This window comes from Gordonia sp. CPCC 205333, assembly GCF_048537885.1.
GTDB lineage: Bacteria > Actinomycetota > Actinomycetes > Mycobacteriales > Mycobacteriaceae > Gordonia.
In genome coordinates this window covers 862,655-883,394 of the sequence record NZ_JBCLVI010000001.1, presented here as the reverse complement: position 1 = coordinate 883,394, position 20,740 = coordinate 862,655, and the positions used below count along the sequence as shown (strand labels likewise).

General features: G+C 62.4%; 19 protein-coding genes and 1 riboswitch. Of the genes, 5 read left to right on the top strand and 14 right to left on the bottom strand.

Annotated features, from left to right (window positions below; genetic code table 11):
• Positions 1–46: 46 nt before the first annotated feature.
• The 10 genes from AAFP29_RS04225 to AAFP29_RS04180 form a co-directional block, all read right to left on the bottom strand.
• Entirely contained in the window at positions 47–1,096 is a 1,050-nt protein-coding gene (locus AAFP29_RS04225) for a FecCD family ABC transporter permease (RefSeq protein ID WP_419216051.1), read from the bottom strand.
• Positions 1,093–2,124: an ABC transporter substrate-binding protein gene (locus AAFP29_RS04220; RefSeq protein ID WP_419216050.1), complete on the bottom strand. Its 1,032-nt coding sequence runs from the start codon at positions 2,122–2,124 to the stop codon at positions 1,093–1,095. The genes AAFP29_RS04225 and AAFP29_RS04220 overlap by 4 nt, the downstream gene beginning before the upstream one ends.
• A 57-nt stretch (positions 2,125–2,181) precedes the next feature.
• A riboswitch (cobalamin riboswitch) is annotated at positions 2,182–2,359 on the bottom strand.
• Positions 2,360–2,418: 59 nt separating this feature from the next.
• Positions 2,419–3,024, bottom strand: a complete 606-nt coding sequence (locus AAFP29_RS04215) for a TetR/AcrR family transcriptional regulator (protein WP_419216049.1) — start codon at positions 3,022–3,024, stop codon at positions 2,419–2,421.
• Complete coding sequence (locus tag AAFP29_RS04210; protein WP_419216048.1) at positions 3,025–3,819, bottom strand: enoyl-CoA hydratase family protein; 795 nt, start codon at positions 3,817–3,819, stop codon at positions 3,025–3,027.
• Between the two features lie 10 nt (positions 3,820–3,829).
• Complete coding sequence (locus tag AAFP29_RS04205; protein ID WP_419216047.1) at positions 3,830–4,990, bottom strand: acyl-CoA dehydrogenase family protein; 1,161 nt, start codon at positions 4,988–4,990, stop codon at positions 3,830–3,832.
• A gap of 13 nt (positions 4,991–5,003) precedes the next feature.
• The gene (locus tag AAFP29_RS04200) at positions 5,004–7,037 is read right to left on the bottom strand and encodes a biotin carboxylase N-terminal domain-containing protein (protein WP_419216046.1); all 2,034 of its coding nucleotides are present in this window, start codon (positions 7,035–7,037) and stop codon (positions 5,004–5,006) included.
• Positions 7,038–7,042: 5 nt separating this feature from the next.
• Positions 7,043–8,641, bottom strand: coding sequence for an acyl-CoA carboxylase subunit beta (locus AAFP29_RS04195; protein ID WP_419216045.1), 1,599 nt, complete (start codon positions 8,639–8,641; stop codon positions 7,043–7,045).
• Positions 8,638–9,798 carry an acyl-CoA dehydrogenase family protein gene (locus tag AAFP29_RS04190; protein WP_419216044.1) on the bottom strand — a complete coding sequence of 387 codons (1,161 nt, stop codon included), beginning with the start codon at positions 9,796–9,798 and terminating at the stop codon, positions 8,638–8,640. Before AAFP29_RS04190 ends, AAFP29_RS04195 begins: the two co-directional genes overlap by 4 nt.
• 21 nt (positions 9,799–9,819) lie before the next feature.
• Positions 9,820–11,538 carry an acyclic terpene utilization AtuA family protein gene (locus AAFP29_RS04185; protein ID WP_419216043.1) on the bottom strand — a complete coding sequence of 573 codons (1,719 nt, stop codon included), beginning with the start codon at positions 11,536–11,538 and terminating at the stop codon, positions 9,820–9,822.
• Positions 11,538–12,326, bottom strand: coding sequence for a TIGR03084 family metal-binding protein (locus AAFP29_RS04180; RefSeq protein WP_419216042.1), 789 nt, complete (start codon positions 12,324–12,326; stop codon positions 11,538–11,540). Before AAFP29_RS04180 ends, AAFP29_RS04185 begins: the two co-directional genes overlap by 1 nt.
• A gap of 116 nt (positions 12,327–12,442) precedes the next feature.
• Between AAFP29_RS04180 and AAFP29_RS04175 the strand changes: the two genes are divergently transcribed.
• Genes AAFP29_RS04175 through AAFP29_RS04165 form a run of 3 tightly spaced genes read left to right on the top strand, consistent with a single transcriptional unit; the run spans position 12,443 to position 14,603 of the window.
• Positions 12,443–13,081 (top strand): TetR/AcrR family transcriptional regulator, encoded by a 639-nt coding sequence (locus tag AAFP29_RS04175; protein ID WP_419216041.1) that lies wholly within the window; start codon positions 12,443–12,445, stop codon positions 13,079–13,081.
• Positions 13,078–14,340, top strand: coding sequence for a glycosyltransferase (locus AAFP29_RS04170; RefSeq protein WP_419216040.1), 1,263 nt, complete (start codon positions 13,078–13,080; stop codon positions 14,338–14,340). The genes AAFP29_RS04175 and AAFP29_RS04170 overlap by 4 nt, the downstream gene beginning before the upstream one ends.
• The gene (locus tag AAFP29_RS04165) at positions 14,337–14,603 is read left to right on the top strand and encodes a F0F1 ATP synthase subunit C (protein ID WP_419216039.1); all 267 of its coding nucleotides are present in this window, start codon (positions 14,337–14,339) and stop codon (positions 14,601–14,603) included. The genes AAFP29_RS04170 and AAFP29_RS04165 overlap by 4 nt, the downstream gene beginning before the upstream one ends.
• 16 nt (positions 14,604–14,619) lie before the next feature.
• On the opposite strand, the gene fadD1 is transcribed toward AAFP29_RS04165, so the two are convergent.
• Positions 14,620–16,191: a fatty-acid--CoA ligase FadD1 gene (fadD1, locus tag AAFP29_RS04160; protein ID WP_419216038.1), complete on the bottom strand. Its 1,572-nt coding sequence runs from the start codon at positions 16,189–16,191 to the stop codon at positions 14,620–14,622.
• Between the two features lie 309 nt (positions 16,192–16,500).
• Between fadD1 and AAFP29_RS04155 the strand changes: the two genes are divergently transcribed.
• Positions 16,501–17,358, top strand: a complete 858-nt coding sequence (locus tag AAFP29_RS04155; RefSeq protein ID WP_419216037.1) for a PaaI family thioesterase — start codon at positions 16,501–16,503, stop codon at positions 17,356–17,358.
• Between the two features lie 9 nt (positions 17,359–17,367).
• Positions 17,368–18,012, top strand: coding sequence for a class I SAM-dependent methyltransferase (locus AAFP29_RS04150; RefSeq protein WP_419216036.1), 645 nt, complete (start codon positions 17,368–17,370; stop codon positions 18,010–18,012).
• Here AAFP29_RS04150 and AAFP29_RS04145 read toward each other — a convergent pair.
• The 3 genes from AAFP29_RS04145 to AAFP29_RS04135 are packed head-to-tail and all read right to left on the bottom strand — an operon-like array spanning position 17,996 to position 20,710.
• Positions 17,996–18,874: an SDR family NAD(P)-dependent oxidoreductase gene (locus AAFP29_RS04145; protein ID WP_419216035.1), complete on the bottom strand. Its 879-nt coding sequence runs from the start codon at positions 18,872–18,874 to the stop codon at positions 17,996–17,998. The genes AAFP29_RS04150 and AAFP29_RS04145 overlap by 17 nt on opposite strands.
• 4 nt (positions 18,875–18,878) lie before the next feature.
• Entirely contained in the window at positions 18,879–20,168 is a 1,290-nt protein-coding gene (locus AAFP29_RS04140) for a hypothetical protein (RefSeq protein ID WP_419216034.1), read from the bottom strand.
• A complete protein-coding gene (locus AAFP29_RS04135) occupies positions 20,165–20,710 on the bottom strand; it encodes a nuclear transport factor 2 family protein (protein ID WP_419216033.1) in 546 nt (181 codons plus the stop codon). The genes AAFP29_RS04140 and AAFP29_RS04135 overlap by 4 nt, the downstream gene beginning before the upstream one ends.
• Positions 20,711–20,740 lie beyond the last annotated feature (30 nt).

Sequence of the window (20,740 nt, the reverse complement as noted above, 5' to 3'; positions counted from 1 at the left end):
GGCACTGCCACGCTATGTTTCGGCCGTTTCGCCGGTTTCCGCAGTCTCATCGCTGCCGTCCCATCGACCGCCCGCGCATCGCGAAAATCGCGATGAATACGGGGACACCGATTAGTGCGGTGGCCACCCCGACCGGCAATTCCTGCGGTGCGATGACGACGCGGGCCGCGGCGTCAACCCACACCAGAAAAATCGCGCCGAGTAGGGCGACGGTGGGCAACAATATCCGATGCCCCATTCCGACCACGGCGCGAGCGATATGTGGCAGCACCAGCCCGACGAAACCGATTGCGCCCGAAGTACTAACGATGACCGCCGTCATCAGCGCGGTCATCATCAGCAGGACTGTCCGGGTACGCGCGACCCGCACACCCAGTGATGCGGCGGAGTCGTTGCCGAAGGTCAGAGCGTCTAGATTGCCGGCATGGAGCACACAAACCAACAACCCGAATCCGACGACGACCGCGCAGACCACAACCTGCGACCATTGCGCCGACGCCAGGGACCCGAGTAGCCAGAACAACACTCCTCGGGTCTGTTCCGGATCGGCTGAGGTATACACGATGAACGAGGTGAACGCTGAAAACAACTGGGTAGCAGCCACTCCGGCGAGGATCACGGTATCCGCGGCCCCCGTGCCCGTCAGCCTGACGAGCAACAGAACCAAACCGAACGCCGCCATCGCACCGATGAACGCGCCGCCAGCCATACCGACCGCTCCAACGCCGATCCCGAGGACGACAACACTCACCGCGCCGGTAGATGCACCAGAGGACACACCGAGCACGAACGGATCGGCCAGCGGATTGCGCAGCAATGATTGCAATACCGCGCCGCACAGCGCGAGCCCCGCACCGCATACCGCTGCGAGCAACGACCGGGGGAGCCGCAGGTCCCAGACTATGCCTCGTTGAATCGGTCCGAGAGTGGTTCTACCACCGCTGATTTCGGCCCAGACCAATTGCCACACATCCCGCGCCCCAACCGACGACGAACCGATCGTCACCGCTACGGCCATCGACAACACGAGTGTCGCGATCCCAATAGTCCAGAATGCCAGCACCGACGGCATCCGCCGAGCGAGGACCAGGCTCACCGCCTGAGGCCGAGGCGCGACAGCCCCGCCGCGACATTCTCGATGCCGTACACGGTCCGTAGCGAAGGATTGAGTTCAGCACCGGTCACGATGATGTAGCGCTTGTTGCGTACCGCATCCATCTGCTTCGTGACCGGATGGGACTCGAGAAACTTTATCTTCGTTTCGGCCGACTCCGCTGATTGATCACGCCGGGTCAGGTCACCGAGTACCAGCACGTCGGGGTTACGGCTAGCGACTTCCTCCCAATTGATTTGCGGCCATTCCTGTTTGGTGTCTTCGAAAACGTTGCGTAGACCAACCGCGTTGGCGATGATCCCCGGGGCACCGCAGCATCCGGCCATATACGGCGACTCGGAATTCGCGAACCAGAACAATGCGGATTGCCCCGCGGCCTTGGTGCTGGAGGCGTTAGCAGCACGCTCTTTCAGCGAAGCGATGAGTTTCACCCCGGCAGCCGGCACACCGGTGAGCCTCGCCAGTTCGGTGATCTCGCGGTAGACGATATCCAGAGTGAGCGCTTTGCTCCGACTGCCATCGCCATCGTCGGCGATCTTGTCGTCACAATCCGACGGCGAGGTGTAGGACTCGATTCCGAAGCCGCGCAAACGCTCTGGAGTGGTCACCGTTCCGGCCGGCCCGATGGTTGAGGTGAACGAACTCGTGACGAAGTCAGGCTCGACATTCAGCACAGCCTCCAACGACGGCCAGTTATCCGATATCCGGTTGATCTTGGAATTGGCTGCGGCAAGCGTTGGCAGCACCGGATCGGTCCAGGTGGACGTGCCAGCGATTCGATCGGCCAGTCCCAGCGACAGCAGAATCTCGGTCGAGGACTGATTGAGCGACGCGATGCGCTGCGGTGCGGATCTGACGGTGACGTCCCGTCCGCAGTTGGCAACGGTGATCGGGTACCCCGACGCCTCGCTTGCGGCCGGATCATCCACAGTCTCTGCGCCACAGGCGGCGATCGACAGTGTCGCGACCGCGGACAGCAAATAGGCCAACGTCATTCGACGACGAAACACGGTATTCCTTCGAGGCCGGGACTTGGCACGCGAAGCCCGCGATGTACCTCTGCGGCCGTGCTGGCCGAGAGCGCCAGCAGGTCTTCGGACTCGGGTTCGCCGGGCGTACACGCCTTCCCGGACCTCAAGTCCAGTGGCTCACAAGTGCACGCCCTCACCCATACCGCTGCGCGTCAGTCCCGGATTCGCGCCGGGTTCCCTACCCCACGGGTTGGCTGGCGTGCCTGACTCTACCAGCGGGGATGCGGCACTCTCGCGCCGGAGCCGTCGATCACCGCGCGTCCGCCGCACTCTCTACAGTCCCAGCCCCAGACCCAGCTTCAACTGCGCACACCAGGTCGCCACCACCTGCGCTCGGCGACGCGAGTCATCCGACAACGTGTCGGCCAGGCCCAGTCCACGGGCGAGGTCAAGTGTCACCTGCGCCAGTCGATGCGCGTTCGGATTGTCGCCGGTCGGATCCAGCCCGGCGACGGTAATGCGATGCGCGGCACGGGCGAACTTCTCCTCCCGGGGCAAGATCTGCTCGCGCAGAACAGCATCGGAAGCCGCTGCCGCCCACACCTGCAATGCCGCCTTGAACGGCACCCCGGTGTAGATCTCGACCGCACGGCCGACCACCGCGTCGATGCGTTCGGCACCCGATGGCAAGTGCGCCATCGGTTCTGCGATGCTGACCGTCAATTGCTCGAACATCGCGTCCAGGGTCGCGGTGATCAGCGACTCGCGGGTGGGGAAATGATGTTGTGCCGCACCGCGAGAAACCCCAGCCGATTCGGCGACTGCGGCGACGGTAGTGGCCGCCCAGCCATTCGCCGCCAACATCTCGATAGTGGACCCCAGCAACCGCTCGCGGGTCGCTCGCGAGCGATCTTGCTGCGGTTCACGCACCGACGTCATCTACTCACCACTGACATCCCAGCTCGGTTTGCGTTTGGCGAAGAACGCGGTCATACCCTCGCGTGCTTCAACACTGGCGAACAATCCCGCGGATTGTTCGGCCCGCGCCGCCGCTCGTGTGTCGTAATCGGTGAGGATATCGGCGGTGGTCAGCGACTTCGACGCGGCCAGCCCCTGTGGCGATGCCTTGCGGATTCCGTCCAGGATCGAATCTGTACGTGCCGCTAGCTCTTCGGCCGAATCCGCCGCGACGGTGATGAGGCCGATACGTTCGGCGGCCCGCTGATCGAACATCTCTCCGGTGAGGAAGTACCGACCGGCCGAACGCGCGGACATCTTGGGCAGCAACACGACCGAAATCATAGCCGGGGCCAATCCCAGCCGTACTTCGGTCAGTGCGAAAGTCGACGCCGGGCCGGCCAGCACGATGTCGGCCGCACCGAGAATGCCGAATCCACCGGCACGCACATGACCGTCGACCACCACCAGGACCGGCTTGGGCAATGTGAGGATCGTCCGCATGAGGGCGCTCATCGCCGACGTCCCCTCGGCCGTCGCCTGTTCGGGCGATAGCCCGCGTTTCAACGCTTCCCCCAGATCCGCTCCGGCGCAGAAGGTTCCGCCGGTATGCGTCAGCTTCACCGCCCGGACCTGTTCGTCGTCGCGCGCACTTTCCAATGCCGCGGCGAGTTGTCCGACGAGCGTCGCACTCAGCGCATTCCGGTTCGTCGGCGAGTCGAGCGTGATGGTCGCTACGCCGGTCTCGACCGAGGCGTGGACGAGTTGTTCAGCCATGATCGGTACCTCAGTACGACTTGGGCAGGCCGAGGCTGGTCTGCGACACGAAGTTGAGGATCATCTCGCGGCTGACCGGTGCCACTCGCGCGATTCGCGCCAAGCTCAGCATCGGAGCAAGACCGTATTCGGTAGTCAACCCATTGCCGCCCAACGAATGAACAGCATGATCGACCAGCGCGACGGCCGCCTCCGCGGCCGCGTATTTGGCCATATTGGCCGGCTCGGCCGCACCCCAATCGTCCCCCGCGTCGTAGAGTGACGCTGCCTTCTGCATCATCAGCTTGGCCATTTCCAACTGAATCTTGCCTTGCGCGAATGGATGTGCGATGGCTTGATGCCCGCCGATCGGTACCTTCCAGACTGTCCGCTCCGATACGTAGGCGATTCCCTTGTCGAGTGCGTAGCGACCCATGCCGATCGCGGAGGCCGCCGCCATGATGCGTTCGGGGTTCAGCCCCGCGAAGAGCTGCGATAGTGCCGCATCCTCCGAACCGACGAGGGCATTGGCGGGTAGCCGCACATCGTCGAGGAACAACTGGAACTGCTTCTCCGGGTTGACCAGTTCCATCTCGATTTGGGTGTATTCGAAATTGGGCGCGTCCGTCGGCACTATGAAAAGCGCCGGCTTGAGCTTGCCGGTTTTCGAGTCTTCGGTCCGGCCGACAATGAGGACGGCGTCTGCCTGGTCGACGCCCGAGATGTACACCTTGCGTCCGTTGAGGATCCAATCCGACCCGTCACGTCGAGCGGTGGTGGTGATCTTATGCGAGTTCGAGCCGGCATCGGGTTCGGTGATACCGAACGCCATCGTTCTGGTGCCGTCGGCGAGCCCCGGTAGCCACGACTGCTTTTGCTCGTCGGTTCCGAATCGTGCGATGACGTTGCCGCAGATAGCTGGTGAGACCACCAGCATCAGCAAGCCGGTTCCGGCGGCGGCGATCTCTTCCATCACGATCGACAACTCGTACATGCCGGCGCCGCCGCCACCGTATTCTTCGGGCAGGTTCACGCCGATGAAGCCGAGTTTGCCTGCCTCCAGCCACATCTCGTCGGTCTTGCGACCGCTGCGGGCGCACTCGGCGAAATACGAATGGCCATACTTCTTGGCGAATGCCGAGACCGCCTCGCGCAGTGCGGCGCGTTCTGGAGTTTCCGGTGTGTATGTCATGCGTTGTCCTTCTTCAGTTCTCGGAACTTGCGGATTCTTCGGTGTCTTCGCCAACAATCACGGCGAGCACTTCGCCCACCGCGAGTTGCTGTCCGGGAGCCACCGACAATGTCGCGACCACGCCGTCGGAGGGTGCCGCGATGGTGTGCTCCATCTTCATCGCCTCCAGCCACAGCAGCGGCTGTCCGGCGGCCACCCGGTCCCCCTCGGCGACAGCAACCCGGATAACCGCGCCGGGCATGGGCGCCAGCAGCGATCCGGGGCGCTGTACCGACGATGGATCGACGAATCGCGGAACATCGCTCAGCACAACGGATTTACCCGGCCAATCCACGAATACGCTGGTGCCGTAGCGGTTTACACTCAGCGTCCGCCGCACGCCGTCGACTTCGGCCGTGACCTCCGACGAAGTCGTCGAGGTGATCGAAATCGTTGCGTCATCCGGTAATTCGACACGATGACGGCTGTGCCGGTAGCGCACTTCGAGTTGACCGGCGTCTTCGGTTGGCGATGCTTGCGCTATCCCGGGGAGGAATCTGCGTGTCGAGTATCCCGACGCCAGGTTCCGCCATCCCGATGGCAGGTCGCCCAACACGGTTGCCCGCAACCGCTGCTCGGCTGAGTCCGACAGGGTGGCGGCGATGGCGGCCAGCCGTCGATCACCAGCGTCGGCGACCGAGGCGCCGAGCACATCCAAGCCGACCTCGTCAATAAATCCGGTATCGGTGTCGCCCGAAAGAAATTCTTTGCTACGCAAGGTGTTCACCAGCATGTCTCGATTGGTCACCGGCCCATGCAACCGAGCATCGGCCAGTGCCGCTGCCAATAGTCGAGCAGCGCGTGTCCGGGTCGGTGCGGTACCGATGACCTTCGCCAGCATCGGGTCGTAGAAGGTCGTGATCTCCGAACCATCGGTGATACCCGAGTCCACCCGGATGCCGGGCCGCGTATCAATCGCGAATCGGTGCACGGTGCCCGACTGCGGCTGCCAGTCGGCCGACGGGTCCTCGGCATAGAGTCGAACCTCGATCGAGTGGCCGGTCGTTACCGGCGTTTCGCTATCGAGGTGTTCCCCCATAGCCACCCGCAGTTGCCACTCAACCAGATCCAGTCCGGTGGTCTCCTCGGTGACCGGATGTTCCACTTGCAGACGGGTATTGGTTTCCAGGAAATAGAAGCGCCCCTGACCGTCTGCCAGGAACTCCACCGTTCCCGCTCCGGTGTAGCCGATAGCCGCGACCGCTTTCCGGGCCGCATCGAACAGCCGCTCACGCAGATTACCGCCGAGGGATTCGACCAACGGAGACGGTGCTTCTTCGACCACCTTTTGGTGCCTGCGCTGGATTGAGCATTCCCGTTCCCCCACAGCCCAAATCGCACCATGTTGATCGGCCATCACTTGCACTTCGATGTGATGACCCCGTTCCACGTAGGGTTCGCAGAAGATCGTCGGGTCGCCGAATGCCGATTCGGCTTCACGTTTGGCGCCCGATACCTGATCGGCGAGTTCGGAGACGTCGCGCACGATACGCATGCCACGCCCGCCACCACCGGCGGAAGCCTTGATCAGCAGTGGCAGATCGTCCGGGGTCACCGAATCCGGATCGATATCGCCGAGTACCGGCACACCGGCGGCAGACATCAACTCCTTAGCGTTGATCTTCGACCCCATCGCGGTGATCGCGGCCGGCGGCGGCCCGATCCAGGTCAGCCCGGCGTTGATGACCGCCTGCGCGAATTCGGCGTTCTCCGAGAGGAATCCGTACCCGGGATGGATGGCGTCGGCACCCGCCGAGAGCGCCGCCGCGATCACCAGGTCACCGCGCAGGTATGTCTGCGCCGAAGACGAGCCGGGTAGAGGTACGGCCGCGTCGGCGGCCCGGACATGTGGAGCGTCGGCATCGGGGTCGGAATACACCGCGACGGTCGCGATTCCCATATCTTTGCACGTCCGGAAAACCCGGCAGGCGATCTCGCCACGGTTCGCCACCAGCACGGAGGTGATCACTGTTGGTTCGTTCCCATCGGTTTGGAGCACTGTGGTCATATCAATCACATCCGGAAGACGCCGAAGCTGTCGGTACCCTCGACGGGCCCATTGTCGATCGCCGAAAGACACAGCCCCAGAATCGTTCTGGTATCGCGGGGGTCGATCACCCCATCGTCGTAGAGCATGCCACTCATGAACGCGGGCAACGATTCCTTCTCGATCTGAGCTTCGATCATGGCTCTCATGCCGGCGTCGGCATCTTCGTCGACAGTGCCGCCGCGCGCCTCGGTCGCGGCACGGGAAACAATCGAGATGACACCAGCCAACTGCGCACCGCCCATCACCGCGGATTTGGCACTGGGCCATGCGAACAGGAAGCGAGGATCGAACGCGCGACCACACATTCCGTAGTGTCCGGCGCCGTAGCTCGCACCGACCAGAACCGAAATATGCGGGACTTTGGAGTTGGACACCGCGTTGATCATCATCGAACCGTGTTTGATGATGCCGTTCTGCTCGTACTCCTTGCCAACCATATAGCCGGTTGTATTGTGCAAGAACAATAGTGGCGTATTGGATCGGTTCGCCAGTTGAATGAACTGGGTCGCCTTCTGCGATTCCGCACTGAACAACACGCCTTGCGCATTAGCCAGAATACCGATTGGATAGCCGTTGATCCGGGCCCATCCGGTGCAGAGCGAGTTACCGTATTCCGGCTTGAACTCGTCGAAGTCACTGTCGTCTACGACGCGGGCTATCACGTCACGGGGGTTGAATGGAATCTTGAGATCGGGCGGCACGATGCCCAGCAATTCGTCTGGTTCATACCGTGGCGGAAGGGATTTCGCAACCGGACCGGGTCCCCCTTTACGCCAGTTCAATCTCGCGACGATGCGGCGTCCGATACGTACCGCGTCCTGCTCGTCCTGTGCGTAGTAGTCCGCTAAGCCGGACTGGCGAGCGTGCATCGACGCTCCCCCCAATGACTCGTCATCACTCTCCTCACCGGTCGCCATTTTGACCAGGGGCGGTCCGCCGAGGAATACCTTTGACTGATTTTCGATCATCACAGTGTGATCGCTCATCCCCGGGATGTAGGCGCCACCTGCGGTAGAGTTGCCGAAAACCAATGCGATGGTGGGGATTCCAGCCGCCGAGAGCCGGGTGATATCCCGGAACATCTGGCCACCGGGCACAAACACGTCCTTCTGAGTCGGCAGATCCGCACCACCCGATTCAACGAGGGCGATACACGGCAACCGATTTTCCATCGCTATCGCGTTGGCGCGCAACGATTTACGGAGAGTCCACGGATTAGACGTCCCGCCCTTCACGGTGGGATCGTTGGCGACGATCATACATTCGATACCTTCCACGACGCCGATACCGATGACCACCGAGGCGCCGACCTGGAAAGCCGAGCCGTATGCCGCCAACGGGCATAGTTCCAGGAACGGGCTATCTCGGTCGACGAGCAGTTCGATACGTTCACGCGCGGTCAGCTTGCCGCGCTTGCGATGCCGCTCGACCTTGGCTTCGCCGCCCCCGGCGAGCGCTTTGTCGAATTCGGCTTGCAGTTCGTCGAGTTTCGCGTTCATCGCAGCTGCGTTGGCTCCGAATTCGTCCGTGGAGGTGTCGATGATGGAACGCAGGACTGTCATGACTGATACCCCAATCGTTTTGCTGCCAGGCCGAGAAGGATCTCGTTTGTGCCGCCACCGATACCGATGATGCGCATGTCGCGGTATTGCCGCTCCACCTCGGTCCCGCGCATGTAGCCCATCCCGCCGAAGAGCTGAACGGCCTTGTTTGCCACCCACTCGCCGGTCTCCACCGCAGTATTCTTCGCGAAGCAGACTTCGGCGATCAGGTCGTCGCCACTGTCGACCTTCCGCTCGACAACCGACCGGGTGTACGTACGCGCCACGTCGATGCGTCGTGCCATCTCGGTTACGGTGTCCTGTACCGATTGTCGGGCGATCAGCGGCTTTCCGAAGGTCTCCCGCTCACGCACCCAGTCGAGGGTGAGGTCGAGGCAACGCTGCGCACTGGCATATGCCTGAATCGCGAGCGACGAGCGCTCGGTGACAAAAGCAGCGGCTATCTGAGCGAATCCGGAGTTCTCGGGTCCGACGAGGTTGGTAGCGGGTACGCGAGCATCGACGAAGGACAGCTCAGCGGTATCGGAACAGAGCCAGCCCATCTTGTCGAGTTTCCGGGCGACAGTGAACCCCGGTGTGTCCTTTTCGATTACGAGTAGCGAGACACCGGACGCACCGGGACCGCCGGTACGGACGGCGGTGACCACGAAATCGGCTCGGTATGCCGAGGTGATAAACGTCTTCGACCCGTTGACCACGTATTCGTCACCATCGAGAACGGCGGTGGTTCGCAGGTGGCCGACGTCACTGCCGCCACCGGGCTCGGTGATCGCGAGAGAACCGATCTTCTCGCCGGCCAGTGTTGGCCTGGCCCAGCGATCGATTTGCGCCTGGTCACCGGCTGCGATCAAGTGCGGCAACGCAATGCCATGCGTGAACAATGACGCGAAGATCCCGCCCGCGGCGCCGCTGTAGTGCAACTCCTCGCCGAGAATCGACGCGTCGATGAGATTGCCGCCGCTGCCACCGATCGATTCATCGACGCCGAGACCGAAGAGTCCAAGTTGTGCGGCTTCTTTGTGAAGTTCCCGGGGAATCAGTCCGTCTGCTTCCCACTGATCCTGATACGGGAGGATATGTCGTTTGACGAATCCTTGGATGGTGGAACGTAATTCGGTGCGTTCGGGTGAGTCCCAGACGGGGCTGGCGATCGGCACTGGTGGACCTTCCTGTGAGAGTCAGTTCGCTGCGCGGGCGAAGCGAGTAGGTAGTGCGACGTGGCGTGAGCGCAACCATTCGCCCATGCCTTTTGCCTGTGGGTCGAACCGGACATTGTCGGCGACACCCCGGCCGAGCACTTCTTCGATGACGAAGTTGATGGCCCGCAAGTTCGGTAAACGGTAACGGTGAACGGTGAGGCCGGCGACTTCGGGGAGCAGTGCTTTCACTCGCTCGACGGTGAGAGTCTCATCGAGCCAGGCGAACTCGTCGTCGGAACGTACCCATACGCCGATATTGGCGGTGCCACCCTTATCTCCGCTGCGAGCTCCGGCGATCTCACCGAGCGGTGCGATTCGAGTTGGGCCCCAGTCTGTTTGGGATGGCCTGCCCGGTTCGCTGACGTCGGATTCCACAACGCCGCGTAGTGGCGAGGGTTCGATTCGGACCGATACTCCGTCGGGCTGGGTGACGCGGTGTTCGACGAGCGCGGCATCGACGTAACCGGGCACGAATATGCCGAACGGCATGCCGTTTCCGGGCGGCGCGGTAAGGGTGAATCCGGGATAGGTGGCCAGCGCCAGTTCGACCGCGGTCGCGGAGAACGGGCGGCCGACCTTCTTGGGGTCGGTGTCTCGGGCCACGCAGCGCAGAAGCGCGCTCGCGCCTTCCTCAGTATCGGCATCGGGGCGGTCGAGACGGGAGAGTTCCCAATCCAGCTGCTCCGGTTTCGCGGGCAGCGCCGCGGTGAATTGTTCTTGGAACAGAGCAGCTTTCGCTTCGATGTCGAGACCGGTGAGCACCACGTCGACCTCGTTGCGGATGCCGGCAAGGTGGTTGAGTGACACTTTTAGCGTCGATGGCGGATTTTCTCCGCGCACGCCGGAAACGGAAACGCGGTCGTCGCCGACCTGGGCCAGATTGACGCTGTCCATTCGGGTGGTCACATCGGGACCGAGATAGCGAGGTCCGCCGATCTCGTAGAGCAACTGCGCGGTTACGGTGCCAACTGTCACCGCACCGCCGGTCTGCTCATGTTTTGTGATGACCGAAGACCCGTCGGCGCTGATCTCGGCGATGGGAAACCCTAAGTGGCCCATGCTCTTCAACTCGTTGAAGAAGGAGTAGTTGCCGCCGGTGGCCTGGGCGCCGCATTCGATGATGTGACCAGCGACCACTGCTCCGGCGAGTGCGTCGAGATCGCGATGACCCCAGTCAAAGGCCGATGCCGCCGGGCCGACGGTGAGGGAGGCATCGGTGACGCGGCCGGTGACCACAACGTCTGCGCCACGGTCGAGAGCGGATTTAATCCCGAAAGCTCCGAGATAGGCATTGGCGGTCAGTGGGGTGCCGAGGCCGAGTTCTTCTGCGCGCGATACCAAGTCGTCGCCGTCGACAAAGGCGATCTGGGTGTCGAGACCGAGCTTCGCTGCGAGTTCCCGCAGGGCGACGGCCAAGCCGTGCGGATTGAGGCCCCCGGCGTTGACGACGATCTGCACCCCCTTATCCATCGCCAGGCCGAGACTGCCTTCCATCTGACGCAGAAAGGTCTTGGCATAACCCAGATTTGGGTCCTTGAGGCGGTCTCGACCCAAGATGAGCATGGTGAGTTCGGCGAGATAATCGCCGGTCAAATAGTCGAGGTCGCCGCCGTCGAGCATTTCGCGCACGGCCGCGAAACGGTCACCGTAGAAGCCGGACGCATTGCCGATGCGCACGACTGATCGATTTGTTGGCATCACTGCCCTTTCGGTTCGCGGCCCGCGCCCGGCGCTCCGGCGAAAGCCTGTGCGATGGTTGACCATTCGAGAGCGTCGTCGCCGATCAACTCGACCCTCAGATCGGCGAGGTTGCGTCGCTGCGTGACAAGTTCAGCGAAATCTACGGCCTGTCCGCGCACGATATTCGTCGCGTCTGCTGGCCCCCAGGACCACAGCTCACCCGACGGCGCGGTGATCTCGTATCGGAACGGTTGTGCGGGGGCGGTCTTACCGTTGACCAGGTAGGAGAAGTCGCGGGTGCGCACACCGATGTTGACGACCGCCTTGATCCGATCGCCTTCGGCACGAGTAGCTCCTACCGCGTCGAACACGTCGAGGCCATGCGCCCAGGTTTCCATCATGCGTGCGCTCGCCATCGACGCGGCCGACATCGGCGGACCGAACCAGTCGAGCTTGGTACCCGGCGGCACGGCGATCAGCGCACCGCCGAGTTTCGCGCGGGTGGCGCGCCAGTCGGCGAGGAGTTCGGCCGGCGGACGCTTAGCCTCGAGTTCGGCGCCTTCGTCGACAAAGCCGAGCGGATTCTGCGCGGCCTCTTCGACGATCCTGCTGAAACCCTGCGGGTCGGTGACCGCGATCAGGGACACCCGGTCGGTCCACAGGAGATGACCGATCTGATGCGCAACGGTCCAGCCCGGCGCGGGTGTCGACGTTGCCCACGCGGGATCGTCGAGGGAAGCGACCACGTCGTCGAGGACATCGGATTCGGTCGCGAGGTCTGCTACCAGGTTGTCGACTACAGCCATTGGGCCAGCGTCACACAGGGCCTCAGAAAAAGCAAGCGTGCATGATTGTTTTGCCCACCTACAGCCACGGTACCAGCACCGTTGCATATTTCGACCGAGCGGTCTAATTTTGGTCCATGCGGTCTAAGCAATCTCGAACATTCACCGAAGACGCTCGGCGTCGCCAGATCGTCGACTGCGCCATCGACCTGATCGCCGAGATCGGGTACCCGCAGGCATCGCAGGCCAAGATCGCCGAACGCGCCGGCATCGCCAAGAGTGTGGTTCTGTACCACTTCACCAACAAGGACGAACTGGTGGCAGAAATCGTGACGTCGGTCTTCACACAGGCCGCCGAAATCATGATCCCGGCGATCATTCGGGCCGACTCGGCCACCGCGAAGCTCGCGGCATATATCGACTCCAACGGCGAGTTCCTTCGCAAGCATCGCCATGCCGCCGTCACACTGTTCGAAATCTCACTGAGCTTCCGATCATCGGAGGGGCTGCGACTTGATCAGCAGGCACAGAAGTCGGTCGACGCCGACGGCATTCCACCGGAATTCGCGATGCTCGACCCTCAGGCGATCATCGAAATGGGCGTCGCCACAGGGGAATTCCGAAGTGACCTGAATCCGGCGCTAGTAAAAAACGCACTGCGGGGCGCGCTCGACGGTGCGGTCAGGGATCTGTTCCGCGATCCCGGCTACGACGTTCTCGCATTCACCGAGACCCTGAAAACACTGTTTCTCAACTCGATTGGAGCTCAGATATGACCACTGTCGTCATCGAGGCATTCGGCACCCGAGGCGACGTCGCCCCGCTGACCGGACTGGGCGCCGGATTGAAGTCGCGGCTCGGTGCCCATGTCGTGATCGCCGCGCAGCAAACCTACCAAGCGATGGTCACCGATGCCAGTCTCGAATTCCGTCAGCTCCCCCACGACACCGAATCCGAAACGCGCTCATCGACATTCGGACAAGGACTCGTAGATGGCGCGAGGATGCGACCCGATAAGAATGCACTCGCCGAGATGCGCGACCAGTTGTCCGGTGTCGGCGAGGCGATGGCGGCCGCGGCCCATGATGCCGACCTGGTTCTTTTCGAGGGCCCGGTCGGTTCGCTACTGAGCGCCCACGTGGCTGAAGCACTCGAAGTCGACAGTGCGCTTGTCCACCTGCAGCCGGCAACGCCCACCGGCACGTTCGCACCACCGGCATTGGGAACCCGTTCGTTCGGAGGCCTCGGAAACCGGCTGGTGTGGCGGTTGGCGGCGTCGGGGGCGAAGGTATTCGACCCACTAGTCGATGGCCTGCGAGCCGAACTCGGTTTGCCAACGAAGACGCGAAAGGCGCTGCGCCGCAGCATGAACAGCTGGAGCACGCTGTACGGTTTCAGCGAAGCCGTGCTGCCGGCACCGGCCGACTGGCCGGCGAACACGCACATCTGCGGCTACTGGTGGCCTACCGAGGCAGCCTTCACACCGGAACCTGAACTGGTCGCCTTCCTCGACGCAGGCGAACCGCCGGTATTCGTCGGGCTCGGCAGTACCGCCACCGCTCATGGTGAATCAGTGAGCGCGATTGTTGTGGAAGCCCTTCGCTCGTCGGGTCGGCGCGGGATCGTCCAACGCGGCTGGGCTAACCTCGACGCCGGATCGAGTGATGACATTCTGACCATTGACGACGTACCGCATTCGTGGCTGTTTCCCCGTGTCGGGGCCGCGATACATCACTGCGGTGCCGGTACCACCGCAGCGACCCTGCGTGCCGGTATTCCAACCATTCCGGTCCCAGGGATCATGGATCAGCCGTTCTGGGCCGAGCGGTTGCACCGACTCGGCGTGGCATCGAATCCGCTTCCCCGGCATTCACTTTCGGCCGATGGGCTTACCGCCGCGCTCTCTGATCTGACCGAGCAGCACGAGATTCGCAGTAAGGAGATCGCCGCCCGACTGGCAACGGAGGACGGTATTCGGGCCGCTGCGTCCGTCGTAGAGCGGCTGCTGAACTCCGATTCGAACGTGCTGCGATGAACGCGGATCCCGACCTCGTCAACGCCATCATCTCGGCGGGAGCGTTGATCGGCGGTGGACTTATCATGGCCGGTGCGGCGGTCGGTGCCGGTATCGGCGACGGAATGGCCGGGTCGAAACTCGTCGAAGGCATCGGCCGACAGCCGGAAGCTCAAAAGCGCCTCCTGGTGCCATTCTTCATTACGGTGAGTCTGGTTGAGGCGGCCTACTTCATCAACTTGGCTTTCATGGCGCTTTTCGTATTCGCGACCCCGCACCTGTAGTTCGATGTGCACCGAATCAGTTCAATGATTGATACTCCCGTGACCGAGACACCCGGTGCCACAACGCCGCACCCGCAACGCCGTCCGCTTTCAGCTCCCGCTTGAGGATCTTATTGGTCGCCGTCGACGGCAGGTCGGCGTCGATCCGGACATAGCTTGGCCAGGCCTTCGGCGACAGGTCCGCCTGCGCCGTGAGGAACTCGGCGAACTCCCCCGGAGTCAGAATCTCGTTGTCACGCAACACGATCGCGGCCATCACCGCGTCTCCGACGTGATCGTCGGGAACACCGTAGATCGCGACGCGGCTGATCTTGGGCTCACGCATCAGGATTCGCTCGATTGGGCCTGCGGCGATATTCTCGCCGTCGATACGCATCCAATCTCCAGCGCGCCCGGCGAGGTAGATCCATTCGTTCTCGTCACGATAGCCGAGGTCGCCGGACCAGTACTTGCCGTCACGAACTCGCTCAGCGGTTGCGTCGGAGTCGTTGTAGTAGCCGACGAAAAGTCCTGCTCCCTGCGTGTTGACGATTTCACCGATCGCGTCGTTAGGATTGGTCAGCGCCCCTGTCTCGTCGAATTTCGCTGGGGCACACTCCTTCCCGGTCTCCGAGTGGTAGACAGCGACACCCGGGTAGCCCTTGCCGATAGACCCCGCCGGCGTTCCGGGCTCGCGGGTGATGATGATGGCGAGTTCGGTTGAGCCGAATGCGTCGGCGACGGTACAACCGAATCGACGGCTAAAGTCTTCGATGTCGCGATCGGTGGCTTCATTTCCGAATGCCGTCCGCAGCGGATTGTCGGCGTCGTCGGGCTTCTCCGGGGTGGCAAGGATGTAGGACAACGGTCGGCCCACATAGTTCATATAGGTCACGCCGTAGTGACGAATGTCGTCGAGAAAGCCGGTCGCGGAAAATGTAGCCGGCACCATCGCAGCACCACTGCACAGCGCGACACAGTAGCCGCCTAGGATCGCCGCGGAATGAAACAGCGGCATCGAGAGGTAACACACATCGTCGGTGGCGATGTGGTGTTTCTCCACCAACACTGGCCCGGCGAACGGAATCATCATATGCGCCAACTGGACCGGCTTGGGATTGCCGCTCGTGCCCGAGGTGAAGATGAGCATAAAGGTGTCCATCGCCGTCGGAATGCTGTGCGGCACAAGTTCTCCCGCGGATCGCAGAAGTTCGGTCCAGTCGGCTGACTCGACGTCTATCACGCGCACGCCGGGCAGGCTCAACCCGTCAAGTATTGGTTTCTGCGTGGGGTCGGTGAGTAGTATCTGGCAATCGGCGCGAAGTACATCCGCCTCAAGAGCCACTCCTCGGCGGGTGTTGTTGATCCCCACCGTGACATAGCCACCGAGAGCGCCCGCGGCCAACGCGGTCAGCAGCGCGGGCGTATTCGGCAGCAATACTCCAACGTGCATCGGGCGTGCGGGATCTGCGACGCCGATTACAGCGGCGGCCTGGCGCGCCGCTGCGGCGATATATTCACGCCAGGTCCACGAGTCGTCGGCGAATCGTATCGCTGTGGTGTCGTCGTCAGCTCGAGCTTGTAAGAGCTGGGTTACGGTGTTGGCCATAACCCAATATTAGAACCCGTTGCAGGTCCGCGCGGCATGTTCACCACGCACACCGGGACTGCCGGAAACTTCCCGACAACTAGTTCGGGTTACACGACAATTATTGTCGCGTAACCCTTTTCAGCTGTGGTGGCGATTCTTGCGAGGATTCGCCGACGCGAGCATCTGCGAAAGCTCCCCCACATGTCCCCACCCCGCGACACAAGGTAGATACACCCTGTACGGACTGTGGACCGCCCCGGTGTGACCTCACTCTCACCATCTCCCGCCGATTCGCTGCGCACTCATCCGCCCTGATAGGACGGATAGATGAACACTCCGCGCAACCCATTCGACGCTTTCGGAATCGGCATCGCCGACGGCAAGCAGCTTCGCCAGCAGCTCAGCGGCGCACTCGCCGACCATCGCGGCCTCATCGAGTTGTCGGCTCTCGCGGTCCTATTCGACACCATTGGTGGCCGCCCCTTCTATGACCTGGACGAATCGGCTTCGTCACTACAGGCCCGGGTGATCATGTCCGCGCTGCATCGACCGGCGGTAACCGATCGACTCGTTGGCTCGGCGGAAATCCGCATGAGCGACGACGGATACGGCACCACGACCGCCGACATCACCACCACTGCCGGCCTTCTGGTCACCACCGGCCTGACCCGCAATGTGCGGGTCGGACGCACCAGTAATAGCCGGGACGAGATCGGGACACTCACAGATCCTGCACCCCGGCAACTGCCGGCAACGGATCCGAACCTGGCCGGGCACAAGATTATCGAAGCCATCGCCCACGGCGACCATCCGATCGGACCGATCGCCGAACTTGTCGACGGCTCGGTATCCGTCCGCGACGGCGCGACTCGCTTCACCTCGATCACCGCGTCGTGGATGGCCAATATGATGGGCACAATGCACGGCGGCATGATCGGTACCATCGGGGCGTTGGCATGTTCGTTTGGCGCACAAGCACATACCCAGCCGGGCAGTGATTACCAGATCCTCGACTTCGACATCGGTTTCTATCGCTCTCCGGCGGTTGACGGCACTCCCGTCCACGTCGATGTGACGCCGATCAAGGTCGGACGTCGAATAGGTTCCTTCGAGGCCAATATGCGCACCGATGATCGGACCTTGCTCGCCCGCGCCACCGCGGACGTACGGTTCACCCCAAGGTAGCCTCACAGGGTGCCATCGAATGAGGACGCGACCCGCAGCGGATACGATGCCGGCGCGGCGGGATTCGCCGACCTCTTCGAGACGGTATTTGACACCCGTCCACTCGACCGAGCGCTGATTGTCACCTTCGCCGAACTGGCGAACGGCCCGGTGGCCGACATCGGCTGCGGCTCGGGCGTGGTCACCGAAATGCTGAGCGACGCCGGGGCCGAGGTGTTCGGCGTCGACCTGTCACCGGTCCTGGTAGCGGAGGCCCGCACCCGCCGTCCCGCCCTGGACTTCCGGGTGGGATCGATGCTGGCGCTGGATATCCCCGACGAATCACTGAACGGCGTCCTCGCCTGGTACTCGACTATTCATCTCGAGGACGCCGACCTCCCCCTCGCGTTCGCCGAATTCAATCGGGTCCTCCGACCGAATGGCGTTGCGCTACTTGGCTTCCAAGTGGGCGATGACCCCTTTGTGCTCGACGGTGCGTTCGGGGCCGAATTTAGCTTGGTATTCCACCGCCGGCAGCCGCAACAGGTCGTCGCACTGCTGGAAGAATCCGGCTTCGTCGAGTTCGCGACGACGGTACGGGCAGCTCACAACGAGCGGACACCACAGGCATTTGTCATCGTGCGCAAGAGTTCGACGACTACCTCGCAGACGTAGCCCTGCTCAACAGCTCCGCAAGCTCATCCTGCGTGTACGGCGGCGCGTCCCGGTGATCGCGATAGGCCACGAGGGTCGGCGCCGATTGTTCGTATCTCCCGATGAATCCGCCACTGGCGGTGAAGATCTGCTCGGTGATCGCCGCCGCTCGATCACTCGCCAAGTAGACGTACAACGCGGCGACGTACTCCGCTGGCGCCGGATCCAGAGCCGCGTCGCGGACTGTCGTATCGAGAAGCCCCCGACGATGCAACTCCTCGATATGGCTGATGTAGTCATCACCTGAGGACAGTCGAGATCGCGCTCCGGGCATCACTACGTTCACCCGCACGCCGAACTCCCGCAAGTCGGCTCCGGCGGCGAGGGCCAATGCGTTCACGCCGCCCTTGCCCGCTGGATACCCGCTACCACCGAATACTCCAGTCGATGCGGCCGATCCGGTCAGCACGACAGCTCCCGACCGCTGCTCGGCGAAATGCTTGCCCGCACTGTGCAATAGCTGATACGACGAGACCAGATGCGCGTCCAGCTGTTCGCGAAACTGGGGCGGCGTAATGGTCAGTACGGTCGACGACACCGGTTCAGCAATACCGGCACAGTTGATCGCGATATCCAGTGCGCCGAACCGCGTCATGGCAACCGCGACCAACTCGTCGGCGACACCGTCGTCGGCAACCGAACCAACCACGCCGGCCGCGAAGCCACCGCCGCCGGTGATCTCGGCGACGGTATGGGAGACCGCATCTTCGTCTCGACCGTTCACCACCACGCTTACACCGCGCCCGGCGAGGGCGTGCGCCACGGCTAGTCCGATACCTCTGCTCGCACCGGCTACAATTGCGACCTTGCCCGCCAACGACATTGCGCTATCCGCTCACGGGGGTGATCGACAGCGGAATGCCGCGGTTGACGAATTCGAAGGTCGCCCCCGAACTGAAGCGCACAATCGCCACTTCTCCCGATTCTTGATGCGAGTCCCCCGGTGCGATAACGACTTCCAATGCACCGTCACGAATAGTTGCGTCACCGACGGTCCAGTGCGACTCGACCGCGGTTGCCGCGGCCTGTAGTGGCTCAAGGTGGTCGGCAGTCAGGAGTGTCATCCACCCGCCGTCGCGCATCGCCGCGGAATCTTGCGGGATACGCACCCGCACCTGATCATTCACGACCTCGGCGAGCACACCGGTATATTGCGCCGGTCCAAGAACCGGGTGCAAAGTGAGGACGGTCGCCAGACCTTCGGCATCGCCGGGGAGCCCCAAAGCAGCACTTAGTCGTTCAGCGGTTATCCCCGCGATACCGGTGAGCTGTTTCCGAAACACGTCGTCACGCTGCTTGCTGTCGACGGCCCGCCGCGCCAGGGCACGCTCGAAACCCAGTGCCAGCAATTGGTGTTGCAGCGCGACTTCCTGCGCGATCCGCACCAGGGCCGAGCGCGACCATTGGCGGAATTGAAGATCTTCGAACAACGGCCCTCGATAGTCGACGACACCGTCGGTCGCCAATTCATCGATAGGCGTCAATTCCGTTGCGGCGATGGCCATTCCGAACATCCACTCCGCATCTGGTGGCAACGGAAGCTCGTCACGGTCCGGTTCGATGGTTACAGTCCACGCGCAGTGCGGCGAGCGATCTGTCGGTAGCCGAGGTGGCCGATGCACCGGCCTGATCCGCGCCCTCCGATTCGTCGCGATAGCGGTAGCGTCGAAAGTCGGATCTTCGATGTCATGACACATCGCGGTGACGTAGTCGTCGCCCATCGGCTCGACATCCATCAGCGCCCCACAGTGCGCCAGCACGAATGACCCGTGGTACTTGTCGGTGATCTCGTATCGAAAATCCATGAACTGCGGGGGCGCGCCAATGTCGAGTTGCAGACATTTGAACATGTCCTCGACACCATCGCCGGCAATCCCCAACGCGGTCCGCATCCGGTGGGTATATACCGGACTGGCCGCCATCCATTCTTCAATCGCGATCTGCGCCATCACATCTCGTCCGAACGCACTGATCAGATGAGCCATCCCGCTGCGGTCGATCAATTGACCCGAAAGCAGCAACTCCGGCAGAATCGTCGCCAACTGCTCCTGCGTCAATTCCGTATATGACTCCCGCCCGGATATCGCCCCGGCGGATGACCCGGCGCTGCCGCTCACCAGATCTTCACCGGAGCCTTGCCATAGGGGTACCAACCGGGCAGATCACCCGGCGCCGACTTCTCTATTCGCTTGAGCATCCCATCGCTGCACACCTTGTCGGTAAGCATCTCCAGGAAGAGCGCGGAGACGTTTCCGTAGTCGAAAAAGTCTCGCTGCCAACCGAATTGGAAGTTGCCACGATACTTGAACCAGCTACCCTGGATGCCGTCCAGGGCGTAGTGCGAGCCGTCCGGGCGCGTACGCTCGTACACCTGCTTCCATAACCCGAGCATATCGCCGGACTTCTCGTCGATCACCCATTGTTGATACGGGTAGGTCCAGCCTTCGAGCCCCTCCATCTCCTGGCCCAGCGCAAGTTCACGGATCTCGTCGCGCCCAACCGCCATGAAATCCTTGGTCGGCCCGTAGTTCCAGCCGTATGTCGCATCTTCGGTGTAGAACTGCGCCAACGGTTTCCAGTCACCAGCCTTCTCACACTCGATGTTGGCTGCCAGCCAACGTTGTTTCATCTCTTCCAATTCAGCACGATCGAATGACATCATCAGCTCCTAAGAAGGTGTGGTCGACCG

Bases quoted from the DNA above. Each gene is read 5' to 3' on its own strand.
- AAFP29_RS04135 (WP_419216033.1), bottom strand. From the start codon at position 20,710: ATGTCATTCGATCGTGCTGAATTGGAAGAGATGAAACAACGTTGGCTG.
- AAFP29_RS04185 (WP_419216043.1), bottom strand. From the start codon at position 11,538: ATGCCAACAAATCGATCAGTCGTGCGCATCGGCAATGCGTCCGGCTTC.
- AAFP29_RS04215 (WP_419216049.1), bottom strand. From the start codon at position 3,024: ATGACGTCGGTGCGTGAACCGCAGCAAGATCGCTCGCGAGCGACCCGC.
- AAFP29_RS04175 (WP_419216041.1), top strand. From the start codon at position 12,443: ATGCGGTCTAAGCAATCTCGAACATTCACCGAAGACGCTCGGCGTCGC.
- AAFP29_RS04165 (WP_419216039.1), top strand. From the start codon at position 14,337: ATGAACGCGGATCCCGACCTCGTCAACGCCATCATCTCGGCGGGAGCG.
- AAFP29_RS04210 (WP_419216048.1), bottom strand. From the start codon at position 3,819: ATGGCTGAACAACTCGTCCACGCCTCGGTCGAGACCGGCGTAGCGACC.
- AAFP29_RS04155 (WP_419216037.1), top strand. From the start codon at position 16,501: ATGAACACTCCGCGCAACCCATTCGACGCTTTCGGAATCGGCATCGCC.
- AAFP29_RS04200 (WP_419216046.1), bottom strand. From the start codon at position 7,037: ATGACCACAGTGCTCCAAACCGATGGGAACGAACCAACAGTGATCACC.
- fadD1 (WP_419216038.1), bottom strand. From the start codon at position 16,191: ATGGCCAACACCGTAACCCAGCTCTTACAAGCTCGAGCTGACGACGAC.
- AAFP29_RS04205 (WP_419216047.1), bottom strand. From the start codon at position 4,990: ATGACATACACACCGGAAACTCCAGAACGCGCCGCACTGCGCGAGGCG.
- AAFP29_RS04180 (WP_419216042.1), bottom strand. From the start codon at position 12,326: ATGGCTGTAGTCGACAACCTGGTAGCAGACCTCGCGACCGAATCCGAT.
- AAFP29_RS04195 (WP_419216045.1), bottom strand. From the start codon at position 8,641: ATGACAGTCCTGCGTTCCATCATCGACACCTCCACGGACGAATTCGGA.
- AAFP29_RS04145 (WP_419216035.1), bottom strand. From the start codon at position 18,874: ATGTCGTTGGCGGGCAAGGTCGCAATTGTAGCCGGTGCGAGCAGAGGT.
- AAFP29_RS04170 (WP_419216040.1), top strand. From the start codon at position 13,078: ATGACCACTGTCGTCATCGAGGCATTCGGCACCCGAGGCGACGTCGCC.